General features: G+C 63.2%; 17 protein-coding genes. 8 read left to right on the top strand and 9 right to left on the bottom strand.

Annotation, left to right across the window (positions count from 1 at the left end; translation table 11 throughout):
- The first annotated feature begins 126 nt into the window (after positions 1 to 126).
- A complete protein-coding gene (locus tag VM94_RS24395) occupies positions 127 to 393 on the top strand; it encodes a hypothetical protein (protein WP_046685811.1) in 267 nt (88 codons plus the stop codon).
- A gap of 15 nt (positions 394 to 408) precedes the next feature.
- Here VM94_RS24395 and VM94_RS24390 read toward each other — a convergent pair whose 3' ends face one another.
- Both VM94_RS24390 and VM94_RS24385 read right to left on the bottom strand, forming a co-directional pair.
- Positions 409 to 1,002: a DUF2239 family protein gene (locus VM94_RS24390; protein ID WP_046685810.1), complete on the bottom strand. Its 594-nt coding sequence runs from the start codon at positions 1,000 to 1,002 to the stop codon at positions 409 to 411.
- A 56-nt stretch (positions 1,003 to 1,058) separates the two neighbouring features.
- The gene (locus tag VM94_RS24385; RefSeq protein ID WP_046685809.1) at positions 1,059 to 1,556 is read right to left on the bottom strand and encodes a pyridoxamine 5'-phosphate oxidase family protein; all 498 of its coding nucleotides are present in this window, start codon (positions 1,554 to 1,556) and stop codon (positions 1,059 to 1,061) included.
- Between the two features lie 263 nt (positions 1,557 to 1,819).
- On the opposite strand from VM94_RS24385, the gene VM94_RS24380 reads away from it, so the two are divergent.
- From VM94_RS24380 to VM94_RS24360, 5 genes are read left to right on the top strand one after another with little or no spacing between them, the layout of a single operon-like run.
- Positions 1,820 to 2,473, top strand: a complete 654-nt coding sequence (locus VM94_RS24380; RefSeq protein WP_046685808.1) for a PepSY-associated TM helix domain-containing protein — start codon at positions 1,820 to 1,822, stop codon at positions 2,471 to 2,473.
- A gap of 26 nt (positions 2,474 to 2,499) precedes the next feature.
- Positions 2,500 to 3,015: a DUF2271 domain-containing protein gene (locus VM94_RS24375; protein WP_046686238.1), complete on the top strand. Its 516-nt coding sequence runs from the start codon at positions 2,500 to 2,502 to the stop codon at positions 3,013 to 3,015.
- Positions 3,016 to 3,025: 10 nt separating this feature from the next.
- Entirely contained in the window at positions 3,026 to 3,850 is an 825-nt protein-coding gene (locus tag VM94_RS24370; RefSeq protein WP_046685807.1) for a DUF4198 domain-containing protein, read from the top strand.
- 26 nt (positions 3,851 to 3,876) lie between these two features.
- On the top strand, positions 3,877 to 4,917 hold the full coding sequence (locus VM94_RS24365) for an FAD:protein FMN transferase (protein ID WP_046685806.1): 1,041 nt from the start codon (positions 3,877 to 3,879) through the stop codon (positions 4,915 to 4,917).
- Between the two features lie 11 nt (positions 4,918 to 4,928).
- On the top strand, positions 4,929 to 6,293 hold the full coding sequence (locus VM94_RS24360) for a sulfite reductase subunit alpha (protein WP_046685805.1): 1,365 nt from the start codon (positions 4,929 to 4,931) through the stop codon (positions 6,291 to 6,293).
- Positions 6,294 to 6,307: 14 nt separating this feature from the next.
- Here VM94_RS24360 and VM94_RS24355 read toward each other — a convergent pair whose 3' ends face one another.
- From VM94_RS24355 to VM94_RS24335, 6 genes are all read right to left on the bottom strand, one after another.
- Positions 6,308 to 7,537, bottom strand: coding sequence for a DUF2325 domain-containing protein (locus VM94_RS24355; protein ID WP_082127898.1), 1,230 nt, complete (start codon positions 7,535 to 7,537; stop codon positions 6,308 to 6,310).
- A gap of 41 nt (positions 7,538 to 7,578) precedes the next feature.
- Entirely contained in the window at positions 7,579 to 7,905 is a 327-nt protein-coding gene (locus VM94_RS24350) for a hypothetical protein (protein ID WP_046685804.1), read from the bottom strand.
- 85 nt (positions 7,906 to 7,990) lie between these two features.
- Positions 7,991 to 8,188 (bottom strand): hemin uptake protein HemP, encoded by a 198-nt coding sequence (hemP, locus tag VM94_RS27520; protein WP_034750559.1) that lies wholly within the window; start codon positions 8,186 to 8,188, stop codon positions 7,991 to 7,993.
- A 253-nt stretch (positions 8,189 to 8,441) separates the two neighbouring features.
- A complete protein-coding gene (locus VM94_RS24345) occupies positions 8,442 to 9,248 on the bottom strand; it encodes a Crp/Fnr family transcriptional regulator (protein WP_046686236.1) in 807 nt (268 codons plus the stop codon).
- Between the two features lie 329 nt (positions 9,249 to 9,577).
- Positions 9,578 to 10,222, bottom strand: a complete 645-nt coding sequence (locus tag VM94_RS24340; protein WP_034750556.1) for a response regulator — start codon at positions 10,220 to 10,222, stop codon at positions 9,578 to 9,580.
- A 155-nt stretch (positions 10,223 to 10,377) separates the two neighbouring features.
- Positions 10,378 to 10,845, bottom strand: a complete 468-nt coding sequence (locus VM94_RS24335; protein ID WP_046685803.1) for a universal stress protein — start codon at positions 10,843 to 10,845, stop codon at positions 10,378 to 10,380.
- A 475-nt stretch (positions 10,846 to 11,320) separates the two neighbouring features.
- Between VM94_RS24335 and VM94_RS24330 the strand changes: the two genes are divergently transcribed.
- Positions 11,321 to 12,187, top strand: a complete 867-nt coding sequence (locus VM94_RS24330; RefSeq protein ID WP_046685802.1) for a protein phosphatase CheZ — start codon at positions 11,321 to 11,323, stop codon at positions 12,185 to 12,187.
- Positions 12,187 to 14,085: a chemotaxis protein CheA gene (locus VM94_RS24325; protein WP_046685801.1), complete on the top strand. Its 1,899-nt coding sequence runs from the start codon at positions 12,187 to 12,189 to the stop codon at positions 14,083 to 14,085. The genes VM94_RS24330 and VM94_RS24325 overlap by 1 nt, the downstream gene beginning before the upstream one ends.
- 65 nt (positions 14,086 to 14,150) lie before the next feature.
- Here VM94_RS24325 and VM94_RS24320 read toward each other — a convergent pair whose 3' ends face one another.
- A complete protein-coding gene (locus tag VM94_RS24320) occupies positions 14,151 to 15,281 on the bottom strand; it encodes a S41 family peptidase (RefSeq protein WP_046685800.1) in 1,131 nt (376 codons plus the stop codon).
- Positions 15,282 to 15,725: the final 444 nt, after the last annotated feature.

The following is a 15,725-nucleotide window of genomic DNA, read 5'->3' as shown; positions in this document are numbered from 1 at the left end:
CTACCGCTGGCTAGCGCAAAATTTTGACGCAATGCAGCAGGCATGGACTATGATGAAAGAGCTGCGCCGGCCATGGTCCACGCGCAGTCAATCTGCAATCCACTCGCACTCACGATCAGGGAGAAGATGATGGGCAACTCCACTACGCCGCAGCCCGGCAATAGCCAGGGCGGCACGCCGTCCACGGCAGGCAGCAAGCAAAGCACGGCCGAGTCGGCCGAGAGCTTTGTGCTGGTCGATAGCGAGCAAGGCCTCGATATTGGCGACGATCTGTTTTCCATCGGCGAAGTGCGTCGTGCCGACCGCTTGCCCCATCACCAGGCCGGCTCCGCCGGGCAGAGCCGGCAGAGCGCCGACGATGCGCCCGATACCACGGGCAGCACGGGCGTCTGATCTTTCAACCTTCGCTTAATCTTCGGACCATCCCCGCTGGGCCAGCTGCAAGACGTGTTCGCGCACGTCGGCTGGCCAGTCCTGCACGCATGCGAGGAACGCTGGCTGCTTGCCGGCGAACAGGGCGCGGCTCGCTTCCTCGAAGCCGGGCGCATCGCCGGCCAGCGCATTCATGACTTTATAGGCCGCTTCGCGTGCCTGGCGCTGCTCATCGTGCGCCTTGTTGCCGCGCTGCGCGTGTTCCACCAGTTTGCGCAAGGCCACGGAAGCGCCGCCCGGCTGCGTTGCCAGCCATTGCCAGTGACGCGGCAGCAAGGTGATTTCGCGCGCCACCACGCCCAGCTTCGGCCGGCCTGCCGTGCGCGCGGGCGTTTCTTCCTGCGGCGCCGGCGTGCCTGCCCGTGGCAGGCGCTGCAGCACATCGGCCAGGCTGCCATGCAGGTTCAGGTCGACCTGGCTGCCGCTGGCGTCGTCGAAAATCAGGATTTGCGCATCGGGTTCGCGCGTCACCAGTTCCTTCAGTGTTTGCGCCACGGCGTGCAAGGGGCCGGCGGCCACTTTGCGTTTGCCGGCGAAGGCGGTGAGCTGGGATGTTGCGGGGGTATGCATGTTTGCCTCCATGGAGAATGCAGGCAATTTTACCCGGGTAAAATAGGGTAAATCTGCTACAGATCGACCCGGCCGTGTTCGCCCATATCCTTCGGCGGCTCGCCCGTGATGGCGGCCTTGGCCATTTCATAGAATTGCATCATCTTGCTGGCGCTGCTATCCCAGTATTCGGCCGACTGGATCGTCACTTTGATCAGCGACAGTTTCGGATCGTCGAGTCCGCCCGGGAACCAGGCTTTCACCAGCGGGTTCCACAATTCCTCCGCCTTGGCGCGGTCCTTCAGCAGTTGCGCGTGGCCGCAGACGGATACATACAGGCTGTCGCCCGTGTCGACAAAGCTGACGTTGACTTGCGGATTGTTCGGCAAGTCGCGCGTGTAGGCGGCATCGTCCGAGACAAAAAACCAGATTTGCCCTTCGCTGTCGACCTGCTGCTGCGTCAACGGCCGGCTGGTGAGGGTGCGCATGTCGTCGCTGGTGGTCAGCATGCCGAATTTGACGTCCTTGATCTTGGCCGCGATGCTGGCCAGTTGTTCGCTGGAATACGCTTGCATGGGTGTGCTCCTGTTTGATTGTCCTGAACAACAGCATAGACGGGCATGGCACGCGGCTCTGTACGGCAGCTTACGTAGCAGCCCAGCTTTGTTTCAAAGCTGTTACAAAACGCTGGCCCGGCGGAGCGCCCCATGTATTGACTTAATAAATGATAATCATTATCATTTGTTTGAAAATATCAGCATGCACTTTGATTGAAGGATGGGAATGAAGCACACTGACTTGTCGCGCCACCTGGCCAGCTCCTTGCCGGGAGCGCTTGATGGGTAATGCGGGCGCAGCAGACAAGGCCAAGAACAACGCCAGCCGCGCCGTCTGGCTGAAGAATTTGCATCAATGGCACTGGATCAGTTCCGCGCTTTGCCTGCTGGGCATGTTTCTGTTCGCCATTACCGGCATCACCCTGAACCACGCTGGCCAGATCGAATCCAAGCCGGCGATCACGCGCCAGAAGGCGGAGCTGCCGGCGCCCCTCGTCACGGAACTGGCCGCCTATGCCGCCAAGCACGATGGCGCCAACGCGCCCATGCCGGCCGCGGCCGAAGCCTGGCTCAAGCAGCAATGGTCGCTCAATGCGGGCGGGCGTCCCGCCGAATGGTCGATCGACGAAGTGTATCTGCCGCTGCCCAAGGCGGGCGGCGACGCCTGGGTGCGCATCGGCCTCGAAGACGGGGCGGCCGAATATGAATTGACGGACCGGGGCTGGGTGTCCTGGCTCAACGACGTCCACAAGGGCCGCAACACGGGCGTGGCCTGGAGCTGGTTCATCGACATCTTTGCCGGCGCCTGCATCGTGTTTTGCCTGACGGGGCTATTGATTTTGAAATTCCACGCGGCCAACCGGCCATTTACCTGGCCGATGGTGGGTCTCGGTATCTTGATACCTTGCGCGATCGCCTTGCTGTTTATCCACTGATGTTTTTTCCTTTTTACAGGCACACCATGAAATTACGCTACTCCCTGGCGCTTGGCCTTCCCCTGATCGGTACGTCGGCGATGGCTGCCGACCTGGCCCTCAAGATTGAAATTCCGCAATTGAATGTGGCGGAATACCACCGTCCTTACGTGGCGGCGTGGCTGGAAACGGCGGACCAGAAGGTCGTTGGCAACCTGGCCGTGCTGTATGACGTGAAAAAGAAGGACAAGGCCGGCGAAAAATGGCTAAAGGACATGCGCCAATGGTGGCGCAAGAGCGGCCGCGACCTGGCCATGCCTGTTGACGGCGTCAGCGGCGCCACGCGCGCGCCCGGCGAACATAGCTTGACGTTCCCCGGCGCCAAGGCCTTGCTCGACAAGCTGCCGGCCGGCGAATACCAGGTCGTCGTGGAAGCGGCGCGCGAAGCGGGCGGACGCGAACTGGTGCGCGTGCCGTTCCAGTGGCCGCTGAAATCGGCCCAGTCCGTGCCTGGCAAGGGCAAGGAAGAACTCGGTAATGTCGTCGTCCAACTCAAACCATAAGGCGCACATCATGTTCAAGCAATTCAATAAACCCCTGATCGCCCTGGCCCTGGCCGGCCTGGCCATGAACGCCCATGCCCACCGCGGCTGGATGGTGCCATCGAGCACGATGGTGGAAAGCAAGGACGCCTGGGTGACGGTGGATGCCGCCGTCTCCGACGGCCTGTTCGAGATTGACCACCAGCCGCTGCGCCTGGACGCGCTGCAGGTGATCGGCCCGGACGGCGCGAAAGTCACGCCGGCGAACACGGTTACGGGCCGTTTGCGCAGCGTCTTCGACGTGAAAATGGAAAAGCCGGGCACGTATAAAGCGGCCATTGTGTCGCAAAACGTGATGGGTAGCTACAAGCTCAACGGCGAGCAGAAGCGTTTCCGCGGTAACGAAGAGACGTTCAAGAAGGAAGTGCCGGCCGACGCGCAAGAGCTGAAAGTCACGCGCACGGCAGCGCGCCTGGAAACTTTCTTCAGCAATGGCGAAACGAGCACGGAAGTGTTCAAGCCGACCGGCGTGGGCCTGGAATTCGTGCCGGTAACGCACCCGAACGACTTGCGCGCGGGCGAGAAAGCCACGTGGCGCTTCCTCGTCGACGGCAAGCCGGCGGCAAACCAGGCCTTCAGCCTGGTGCCAGGCGGCGTGCGCTACCGTGGCGTGCTCGGTGAAATCCGCCAGAGCACGGACGCCAAGGGCGAGATCACGTTCACTGTGCCAGCGGCCGGCATGTATTATCTGAGCAGCACCTGGCCAGCGGCCGCACCGGCCGTGGCCGGCCAGCCGCCAGCCATGCCCGAGCGCCGCATGACGTACGCGGCCACCGTGGAAGTGCTGCCGCAGTAAGCGGCGGCATCGTCACGAGAGCGCCGATGCGCCGGGTCCTGCTGCCGCAGCATATTTCCGATCAGGCCGCGCCGCCCGGCGCCGCGATCCGGGACTTGCGCGGCTTGTCGATGGGCACCAGCTGGTCGGTGCGCCTGCTCGAGTCCGCCATGCCGGGACGCGCGGGCAGCGCCGACTTGCAGCAGGGCTTGCAGCAGCAGCTGGACCTGGTCGTCGCGCAAATGAGCCACTGGAGCGACGAGTCCGACCTGGGCCGCTTCAACCGGGCCGAGCCCGGCAGCTGGCACAGCTTGCCAGCCGCGTTTTGCGAGGTGCTGGGCTTTGCCATGCACGTATCGCAAGCATCGGGCGGCGCGTACGACCCGTGCGCGGGCGCCCTCGTCAACCTGTGGGGTTTCGGCCCCCGCCATCGCTACGATGAACCGGGCTTTTTGCCGCCGAAAGACGATAGCGTGGCGCTGCTGCTGGCGCAACGCCAGCGCCGCCGCCTGGAGCTGGACTTGCCGGCCCGCCGCGCGCGCCAGCCGGGCGGCTTGCAGCTCGATTTGTCCGCCATCGCCAAGGGCTATGGCGTGGACCGCCTGGCCCGCTACCTGGACAGCCAGGGCATCCACCATTACCTGGTCGAAGTCGGTGGCGAGCTGCGCGGCGCCGGCAGCAAGCCCGACGGCCAGCCTTGGTGGGTCATGCTGGAACAGGTCGATGGCGCCGCCGATAGTGCCGATAGTGCACAGCATCCGCCGGAAATGCTGCTGGCGCTGCACGGCCTCTCTGTGGCGACGTCGGGCGACTACCGGCGTTTTTTCCAGGACGGCACGGTGCGTTTCTCACACACCATCGATCCGCGCAGCGGCATGCCGATCGCCAATCAACTCGCTTCCGTCACCGTCGTGCACGAGCAATGCATGGCGGCCGACGCCTGGTCGACGGCCCTGACCGTGCTGGGTGTCGAGGCCGGCATGGCGCTGGCGGAAGAGCAGGGCCTGGCCGCGCGCTTCCTGCAGCGCGACGGCCGCGGCTACCACGAAACGCTGAGCAGCCACATGCTGGCCATGCTCGACGAATGAACGATTAATCCATGATTTTTACGCACGATACGACGCGGCTGGCCTTGTTGGCCGCCCTGTCACTCAGTTATGCGGGCGTGTGCCTGGCGCCCTGGCTGCGCGCGCGCAACAAGCGCCGCGCAGCCGATGCGGCAAAAGCGGCGCTGGCCAACAGCCGGCCCTGGCTGGTGGCGTATGCGAGCCAGACGGGCAATGCCGAGGAACTGGCCACGCAAACGGCGCACAGCCTGCAGCTGGCCGGCATCCCCGTGCGCCTGTGCGCGCTGGCCGAACTCACGGCCGCCGATCTGCAGCAGGCGGAACGGGCCTTGTTCCTGGTCAGCACCTATGGCGAAGGCGATGCGCCCGACAATGCGGCCGCCTTCATGGGCCGGCTGATGACGGGCGAGCTGGCGCTGCCGCAACTGCATTACGCCGTGCTGGCCCTGGGCGACCGCAGCTATGGCCAGTATTGCGGCTTCGGCCGCGCGCTCGATGCCTGGCTGGCGGGGCAGGGCGCGTCGCGTCTGTTCGAACGCATCGAAGTCGACCGCAGCGCCAGCGCCGCCATCGAACAGTGGTTCCAGCACCTGAGCCACCTGGCCGGCACCAGCGACGCGCCGGACTGGAGCGCACCCGCGTTTGGCGACTGGCGGCTGACGCAGCGGCGCCACCTCAACCCCGGCAGCGCCGGCGGCGCCATCTATCATGTGGAACTGGCGCCCGTGGCCGGCAGCTTGCCGGAGTGGCAGTCGGGCGACCTGGTGCAGGTGACGGCGCCCACCGACCCGTCGCAGCCGCGCGAATATTCGATCGCCTCGATCCCGCGCGATGGCGGCGTGCACTTGCTGGTACGCCAGCATGCGCATCCCGATGGCAGCCTGGGCCTGGCCTCGGGCTGGCTCACGGCGCAGGCCAAGGTCGGCGACGTGGTGCAGCTGCGCTTGCGCCAGCACCGGCGTTTCCGCCTGGAAGACAATGCCCTGCGTCCATTGATTTTGATCGGCAACGGCAGCGGCATCGCCGGCTTGCGCGGACATTTGAAAAGCCGCGTGCTGGCAGGGCAGCGGCGCAACTGGCTGATCTTTGGCGAACGCAATGTGGCCCACGATTTTCATTATCGCGAAGAGATCGAAGGCTGGCACGCCAGCGGCGACTTGCCGCGTCTGGACCTGGCGTTTTCGCGCGACCAGGCGGAGCGGACCTACGTGCAGGACCGCCTGCGCGGCAATGCCGATGAAGTCAAGCTGTGGCTGGAGCAGGGCGCGGCCATCTATATTTGCGGCAGCCTGGCCGGCATGGCGGGCGGCGTCGACCAGGCGCTGCAAGAGATCCTGGGCCGGCCCGCGCTCGATGCGCTGGCAGCTGAAGGGCGCTACCGGCGCGACGTGTATTAAGAAAGAAGGACGGCTTACGGCTGGATATCGGCCAGCGGCGCCGTGTCCATGTCGCCGCTCACTTCCTGCAAGCCGCGCGCCAGGCTGGAGATGCTGGGGTTGTCGATGAAGACGCAGCGCTTGCCCGTGCGCTTGCAGTAATCCTTCACGCGCCAGTAGGCGCTGTGGCTGATGCAGCCCGTCTGGCATATCACCAGGTCGGCCGCCGCCAGGCTCGAGTCGAGCAGGTTGGCATTGTCTTCCAGGCCGCCATCGTGGTGGGCAAATTGCGCGCCGACCCGCTCGATCAGGGCGCGGTAGGTGGCGACATTGCCGCTGCGTCCGCCCACGCACAAGACGCTTTGGTCGACAAGGCGGATCGGCATCTTCAGCTTGCCGCCGGTCGGCACTTCCAGCTTCGGCGCTGGTGGCGGCACGACGGCGGCCGGGCGTGGCTGGGCCTGTTTCAATTCCGCGATTTGCTGGCGCAATTCCTTTTCGCGCTCATCCATTTGCGCCAGGCGCTCGACCAGGCGCGTGCGCGATTCCAGCGCGGGGATGGCGGCCTGCAATTGCGCCAGTTCCGCGCGCAAGCCGTCGATCACGCTATCCTTGCCGATGGCCTCGGCACGCGTGCGCAGCAGCACGGCTTCCTGGCGTTCCAGCTCGCCCGTCTTTTCCATCAGTGCCGCCTGGCTGCGTTGTTGCAGCTTGGCCAGTTCCTGTGTCAGGCGCGCGTTTTCTTCCTGCAAGGCCGTAAATTTTCCCATGTCGGCGCGCACGCAGGCGCCGGCCTGGTGCTGGATCATGTGCAAGTCGCGGCACATCTGCTCTTCCAGCTCGGCGTCGCAGCGCGGGTGCGTCAGGCCGGCCCAGAAAGCGCCCGACACGTCGCCGTTGGCGACGGCCGTGCGCCACAGTTGCGCTACCTGCTCCGTGGTCTTGGCGCCGCGAAAGCGCAGGATCACGGGAGCGTAGCGGCGTTCGAGTTCCTTTTGCAGCGCTTCGGACAGGCGGTTGCGCGCGCCGCATTCCGTCACGGCGCCCACGTGCACTTCGTAGTCGTCGGCCACCACGCGCCCGCCCGTCATCTTGCCCACCAGCTTGCGCAGGTAGCCCAATGGCAAGCCCACGCCGACCAGCGGGCAATGGCAGGTGTGCGACAGTTCCCACAGCCGGCGGCGGCGCGAAGCGAGCGCGGCCGTTTCCGTGTCGGCGTGGGCGCAATTGCTGATGACGGGCAGGGACTTGTCTTTGTCACACATGGCGATATCCTGTTGGGCGGTGGGGCAGTCGTTGAAGAGAATTATTGCGGCAGGGGCGAGGCAGGACGCCTGGCGCTCAGCAGCCGTGCCAGGCGCTCCAGCACGGTGGTCTTCGGCGGCACGGGCTGGTGCAGCGCCACCAGGGCGGCCCATTGCTGCGACAGTTGCTGGCAAGTTGCTTGCAGTACGGGGCCCAAGCCGGGCGAACCGGCCAGCGCTTGCAGATGGCGTTCGATGACACCGGCCAGTTTCTCGCAGGGACTGCCCGCATGGTAGTGCGACATCAGGTGCAGCACGGCGGACAGCAGCAATTCAGGCTGTTGGCCTTGCGGGGAAGAAAACATCGGGGAAGGTCGGTCGTGCGCCATCAAACACTCCTGTGCGGTGGTTTGGCTGGCTGCGCGCACGGGGCGCGACTGGCTGGCGAGTGTGGTGACTGGCTGCCGTGCTGCTTCAGGCAGTCAGGATCAGCTTGTTCAATTGGGTGACGCGCAGGCGATAGATCTTGCCGCTGTGCTCAATCTCCACTTCGCGCCCCTGCTGCAGCAGCGCTTCGCTGGTGATGCGGCGCGCCGGCTGGGCCATGCTGACGGGAGGACGGACGTGGGCGGTAGCGGCATCCTGGATCAAGGCTGGTTTTGAGCTTTGCATGTTGGGCTTTCTTTATCTCAGTTGAGAATGATTCGTATTTGCATTATTGTTGAATGTGGCCCGAAAAGCAAGGCTTATTTGTAGGGAATCCGCGCTTTTTTATGGCGGTACGGCGCCTTGGACGAGGAGGTCGTACAAAGGCAGCCGCTGGCGCGGCGTGGAAGGCGGCGGCAGCAAAAAAGACCCGGCAAGGCGGTGCGCGCCTTGGCCGGGTCAAGCCTGTGCCAAGCTGGAAAGAAGAGTCGGGATGGCGTTAAATCGTGGCCAGCAATTGCGCCGAGGTGGCTGCCGCGGCGCTGGTGTCGGCCTTGAGCTTGGCGGCGGCCAGTTGCTTGGCGCGCGAGCGCGACGGCGGCAGGCGGCGCAGGGTTTTCAGGGCGTCCGGGTCCTTGATGCCGATGGTGCGCTGGTCAACCGTGATGAGGCCGATTTCATTGAAGGCGGACAGGGTGCGGCTCACCGTTTCCAGTGTCAGGCCCAGGTAGCTGCCGATTTCATGGCGCGTCATGCGCAGGTTGAACAGCTTGCTTGAGTAGCCCATCTGCGCGAAACGGTCGGCCAGTGAGACGAGGAAGCGCGCCACGCGGGCTTCGGCGCTCAAGGCGCCCAGCATGCCGATCATGGCCTGTTCGCGTACCAGTTCGCGGCTCATCACTCCGTACATGACATTTTCCAGTTCCAGGTGAACACGTCCCAGCGCCGTCAGCTTCTTGAACGGCAGCAGGATCAGGTCGCAGTCGGAAAGGGCCACCGCTTCCGAGGAGTAATGGCGCGAGTGGATGCCGTCGACGCCCAGCATGTCGCCCTTCATGGGGAAGCTCAGTACCTGTTCATTGCCGAATTCATCGATGAGCACGGTTTTCAGGAAGCCCGAATTGACGATATACAGGGTGTCGAACGGCTGGCCGATGGTGTGCACGCGCTGGCCCGTCTTGAATTGCACGTGCTGGAACAGCAGTTCGTCGGCGGCGATGGTGCAGGCACTGGAGATATGCAGCAAATCGCACACCTCCTTCAGGTTCGACCATAGCCGCCCCTGGCGCTGGCGCCCTGCTTCCATCGGGGAGGAGGGGGCCAGCGATGGGGAGGCGGCGCGGGTTTCGGGCGTTTGCGTGGACAGCATGTTCATCTCCTGGTGACAGGTAGTTCAGAGTTGAATAACAGGGTGCGCAGGACGGCGGGCAGGGAAGAGGCGGCGCGCGTCCAGGCAGGTAAAGCTCAATTCGCTGACGACTTGCTGTGTGATGAAATAACTTCCCAGCAACTTGATTACTGGTTTCAGTATGCCAACAACCGTATGCAATTAATATCAGCAGTGGCTGAATATGGCAGTAGGAGCTGTGGTAGGTGAGGTAGGATTGTTCCTACGGCTGGCGCGCGTGGAAAGGCTCAGGTCTTGAAGGGGGATAGCAGGCGGTGCGCTACGGCATACTGGACCATTTCCGACAGCGAACTCATGCCCATTTTTTGCATGATGCGCGTCTTGTGCGTACTCACCGTCTTGACGCTCAGGTGCAGGTTGTTGGCGATTTCCGTGATCGACTTGCCCGCCACCAGCAGGGAAAAGACTTCGAATTCGCGGTCCGACAACTGTTTGTGCAGCAAGCTTTCATTCGGCATCATGATGTTGAGCACGAGCTGCTCCGCCACTTCGGCGCTGATGTAGGGGCGTCCCGACGCCACCTTGTGGATGGCGCCCACGAGCTGGGTGCCCGCGCTTTCCTTGGTCAGATAGCCTTGCGCGCCGGCGCGGATGGCCCGCACCGCATATTGTTCTTCCTCGTGCATGGTGAGGATCAGGATGGCCAGCTTGGGCGCCTCGCTGCGGATTTGCCGGATCAGGTCGACGCCGCTGCGGCCCGGCATCGACAGGTCGAGCAGCAACAGGTCGAAGCCGCCCTGGCGCACGTGGTTGAGGACTTCAAAGCCGTCGATGGCTTCACCCACGATATCGATGTCCGGCGCGCCGTCAAGGATGCGCTTCAATCCTTCTCGCATGATGGTGTGGTCGTCGGCAATCACAATACGTATCATAGGCGGGCAATCTGGATGCGTGAAATCTGCTATGTCCGTCACCGGACAATCAAATGTTGAAAAGCGAGAAACGTTGTCATTTTAACTGAAGCGGCCGAAAATTTGCCTTTTTCTTAATGTGCCGGCAACAGCGGCCACCGTGGCCATCTGACCCCTTATTCCGCCAGAGGTTCCTTGATCAGCCTATGCACGAGCACGGGCAATTTCGAGTGCGACAGCACCTTGTTGGTCACGCTGCCCAGCAGCAATTGCCCCCAGCCGCTGCGGCCATGCGAGCCCATGAAAATCAGGTCGCAATGCTGCAATTGCGCCACTTCCACGATTTTCAGGGCCGGGCTGTCGGAAAACGCCGTCAGGCCCGTTGCTTCCAGGCCCCGCTTGGCGGCCGCGTCGAGGATGGGCTGCCAATGGTCGGCGCCCGCCTTGCGCATGGCGATGCGGTATTCTTCCTCGCTGGGATAGCTTGGCGGAATGATCTCGATGTACACCGGGTACTGGTATTCGGGCGCCACGTACACGGCAAGGATGTCGGCGTGCATCTGTTCGGCAAAGGCAACGCCGGCACAGGCTGTCAAGTTGGAGACGGTGGAGCCGTCCGTGGCGATCAGAATTTTCTTATACATGGCAGGTCCTTTGGCGGTGACTGAGCGCGCGCAACGCCTCTTATTGTAGACGCGGCGGCAGCATTGTATTCATGTAAAGACTTGATAATTATCAATACAACTGCACCTTCAGTATAGACAACATTGGCAGAAAGATCGTGTTTAGCTGCAACGATGTCCGACGAGTCCATACCGCACTGTTGCGCAGGCGCCCGGAAGCAGGATTTCTTGTACGGCGCGTGGTCTTGCACGCACGCCAATGGTAGTATTTCAAAATACAACAGCAGGAACACTTATTTCCTGGTGGAAAAGCTCTTGTGGGCCAGCTTTGCACCAGGAAGCGCGTTTTGAGATTTACCAACAGGGCGGCGCCCTGCTACACTCGCACCATCGCAGCGGTATTGCCTCAAATCATCTTAATCGAGAAATTGTGGGTATCAGTCTGTAAAACGCACAGTTCAGGCGGAATTTTGACAAATTATGGAGAAGCAGGGATATGACCAACGCCGCTGATGATTTCGACGCATTATTCGATGAAGTATCTGCGCAAAGTGCGGCCGCGGCTCAGCCCGCACCAGCCGCCGCGCCCGCTCCCGCCGTGATCGCGGATGACGATTTCGACGCGCTGTTCGACTCCGTGTCGGCCAGCGCCGCCGTGCCTGCCGCTGCTGCGGCGCCGGTGGCCGCCGCGCCAGCCGAGCCGGAAGCGGCCCCCGCAGCCAGCGCCGACGCGCCTGGCGACGCGGCCGATCCCGTCGACCAGTCCGACAAGCCGATGTTCGAGCGTCTGGGCGGCATCGTGCGCCTGCTGCACGATTCGCTGCGCGAACTGGGCTACGACAAGGCGTTGACGGAAGCGTCGTCGCAGATCGTCGACGCCCAGGACCGCCTGGAATATGTCGCCACCCTGACCGAACAGGCCGCGAACAAGGTTTTGAACACGCTTGACGAAGGCATGCCGGCGCAAGATGTGCTGTCGAAGAAGGCCAAGGACATGGACAGCCGCTGGACGGCCCTGTTCGATGGCAAGCTGAGCCTGGAAGAATTCAAGGCCCTGGCCGGCGACTCGCGCCAGTTCGCGCAAGCCGTTGCTGAAGCAACGGAAGCGGAAAAAGCGCGCTTGCTGGAAATCATGATGGCGCAGGACTTCCAGGATATCACGGGCCAGCTGATCAAAAAAGTGGTCAACATCACCAAGACGGTGGAAAACGAACTGGCCCAGCTGCTGCGCGACAACGCGCCGGCCGAAGTACGCGAAAAACTGGCGCAAAAGCCGGTGCCGCTGATGCAGGGCCCGTCCGTGCCGTCGGTGGCGCTGGACCAGGATAATGTCGACGACCTTCTTGCGGATTTGGGATTCTAATGGACGATATGCTCAAGGATTTCGTCGTTGAGGCGATGGATCTTGCGGTTAATGTTGAAGAGCACTTGTTGCGCCTCGAGCGCGATCCTGACAACAAGGAAACACTGAATGCCGTGTTTCGTTCCTTCCACACCATCAAGGGCGGCGCCGGATTCATGGGCTTGCCCGCGCTGGTGGCGGCCTGCCATCTGACGGAAAACCTGTTCGACGCCTTGCGCACGGGCGCCGCGCCTGTCACCCCGATCGCCATCGAGGCGGCGCTGCAAGCGTCCGGTTTCGTCGCCGACCAGCTGACGGAACTGGCCAATGGCGCCGCGCCGGAAAGCTTGCCGGCCATGCCGGAAGAGCTGGAACACATCCTGACGAACGCCATCGAAGGCAAGGGCATGGACGCGCCTGCGCCTGCCGCCGCCGTGGTGGCGGAAGTGGCCGCGCCCGTTGCCCAGATTGCCGAAGCTGTTGTGGCAGCGCCCGCCGCTGCCGCCGTGTCCACCGCCAGCGCCGATGGCCTGGACTGGGAAGCCATGTACAACGCCGTCGTCCCGGCCGGTAGCCGTGTCGCTGCCGCGCCCGTGTCCGCCGTTGCCGCTGCGCCTGCCACCGTGGCCGCCGCACCTGCTGCACCTGCCGCTGCTGCTGCCAAACCGGCCGCCAAGGCCTGGGATGGCGCCGAACGCCGCGAAGAGCGTCCGGAAGTGCGCCATGCTGCTCCCGTCAAGGAAGACAGCATCCGTGTCGACGCCGTCAAGCTCGACGCGCTGCTGGAAGTGGCCGGCGAATCCGTGCAGGCCGCCAACCAGGCTGCCGTGCTGCTCGAGCGCTTGTTGCAATTCAAATTCGAAGGCCAGGCCGCCACTTTGATGGCGACCCTGGCGGAAACCCTGGAGCGCGCTTCGCGTTACTCGACGGAATTGCAGCGGGCCACCCTGGCCACGCGCATGCAGCCTGTCGGCCGCCTGTTCCAGAAATTCCCGCGCCTGGTGCGCGAACTGGCGAAAGACCTGGGCAAGGATGTCGAACTGACCATCGAAGGCGCGGAGACGGAAGTCGACCGCGTGGTGGTGGACAGCCTGTACGATCCGCTCGTGCACATGCTGCGCAACTCGCTCGACCATGGCGTCGAATCGCCGGAAGCGCGCCTGGCCGCCGGCAAGCCCGCCAAATCGTATATTTCACTCAAGGCATGGCAGGAAGCCAACAGCGTCATGATCGTGCTGCAGGATGACGGCAAGGGCATGGACCCCGTCTTCCTGCGCAGCAAGGCCCAGCAAAAGGGCTTGATCAGCGAAAACGCGCAACTGAGCAACGACGAATGCTTCCAGCTGGTGTTCCTGCCGGGCTTCTCGACCAAGGAAGTCGCCTCCAGCGTTTCCGGGCGCGGCGTGGGCATGGACGTGGTGAAGACGGCCGTGGAGAAAAACCGCGGCGCCATCCACATCGAATCCATGTTGGGCAAGGGCACCAAGTTCGCCATCCGCCTGCCGATCGAATTGTCGATCGTGCCGACCATGCTCGTGTCGACCTCGGGCGCCGCGCTGGCGCTGCCGATGGCGGTGGTGCAGCGCGTCGTCGAATTGCCGGAAACCTTCATGGAAGTGGGCGGCGCGCCCGTGCTGAAAGACCAGGGCCGTCCATTGCCCGTGCGTTCGCTGGCCGGCGCCCTGGGCTACGAATCGTGCAGCGAGCGCGTCGGCATCGTGGTCGCTGCGCCACAGCCGTACATCCTTGCCGTGGAAGCCGTCGATGGCACGGCCGACCTCGTTATCAAGCCGATGACGGCCATCACCGTGGAAGGCATCACGGGCACGGCCCGCTCGGCCGAAGGCGAGCTGGTGCTGGTCGTGGGTCTGTCGTTCCTGATGGACGGGTGTAGAGGTAGCGTGCGTTTAGCTGCCTGAGTCTTGCTTGATTCGTTAGAAAGCCCGCTGGATATAGCGGGCTTTTTTTTATGGGACCAGCGGTGTCAAATATCGCTTGGGCGAAGGCTTCCGCCTTCCAGCCAGCGCTGCACGCGCAGCACTTCTTCAGCGCGGCCCGCCTCGTCCTTTGGCGGCGGCAAATAGATGTCGGGCATGATGCCGCCGAGATCCACCTGCATCTGCGGCAGGCGGGCCGAGCGCGAGGTGGCGTATTGCAGGTGGCGCTGGCCCGACGGCAGGAGGTGCAGGCGCATGTTCGAATAGTCGAGCGCGCCATAGCTGTTGCGGCCGATCAGCTTGACGTGAAAACTTTGCCGCGCCGCCAGCAGGAATTCTTCGCAGGAACTGGCGCAGTCGCGGTCGACCAGTACGGCCACGCGCGCCGGTCGGCGCGGCTCCGGCGTGTCCACGCGCGTATAGCTGATGGTGCCGCCGCTTTGCTGCGGCACGTACTGGCCCGGCTTGACGCTGCGCATCTGCGCCACGGCCTGGCTTGCAAAGGCCGCGCAGGCCTGGTCGCCGGGCGCCAGCAGTGCGCAGACTTTTTCCTGGCCGTCGATATTGGCTGGAGTGGACAGCCATTCGGCGCCCATCGTCACTATTTCATCTGAACTGATCCAGGACAGCAGGGGCGCATACGTGCTGTCGCTGCCGCCGCCGTTGCTGCGCACGTCGAGGATCCAGTTGGGGCGCGCCGACAGCGCCGCGCGGTGCGTGTCGAGCAGGCTGGCCACGGCGGCGCGGTAACTGCCGTGAAAGCTGGGCAAGGTCATGAGCACAGTCGAGTCCGACAATATCTGCAGCGCCGGCGCCTTCGAAACCGCTGCCTGTCCCGGCGTAGCAGGGCGCGCCGGCGCCGGTTTGGCGATATCGAGCGCGCTGCCCGGTTTTACGTGCAGGTGGCCCTTGCGCCACGTACGCGCATAGTTTTCCAGAATCGCATCGCAGGCATTGCCATCGGCTGCGCCGGCCGCCGACGTGGCAGCCGTGGCCAGCGCCAGGTCGAAATACGCCTGTCCCTTTTGTTCCAGATGCTGGCGCGCGCCCGTATCGTTTTCCAGCAGGAAGGGCGCAATGGCGCGCAAGTCCTGCACGCATGTTTCTCCTGGCGTGGCCGCCGCCGCATGGCTGCCGGCCAGGGTCAGGGCGGCCAGCGCCAACAAGTTCAGTTTCATCGAAGTCCCCAGGTGGTGGCGCGCGTGCGCAGTCATTATTGTCGAAACACAATACACGAAAGATTGAGGGAAAAACATGTATTTCTGCCGCCGCCGTCAGTCCTTCGGCCGGCCGTGTACGGATGGGCTTATGATGCCGCTGGCAAGCCGATATCGGCAATTTCCAGCTCATATCCAACAATGTGGCCAAACTTTGTATCGCCAATCCCACGCTTTTACCTGTTTCGGTTCTGTGTCCCGCAATATATGGCATAATCCTTGTGGATCACCGTATGACCTGGTATCACTTGATCACTTACTACAGGCTGTGGCAACGCTGCATAAATCATGATGAAGACGCTTTACGACAAACTTTGGGAATCCCACGTTGTTCGGGCCGAAGATGATGGCACGACAATTCTGTACATCGACCGGCACCTGCTGCACGAAGTCACCAGCCCGCAA

It is taken from the genome of Janthinobacterium sp. KBS0711 (assembly GCF_000988085.1).
Lineage (GTDB): Bacteria > Pseudomonadota > Gammaproteobacteria > Burkholderiales > Burkholderiaceae_D > Janthinobacterium > Janthinobacterium lividum_E.
Note: the sequence above shows the minus strand (reverse complement) of the source record. Positions and strands in the feature narration are given on the sequence as shown.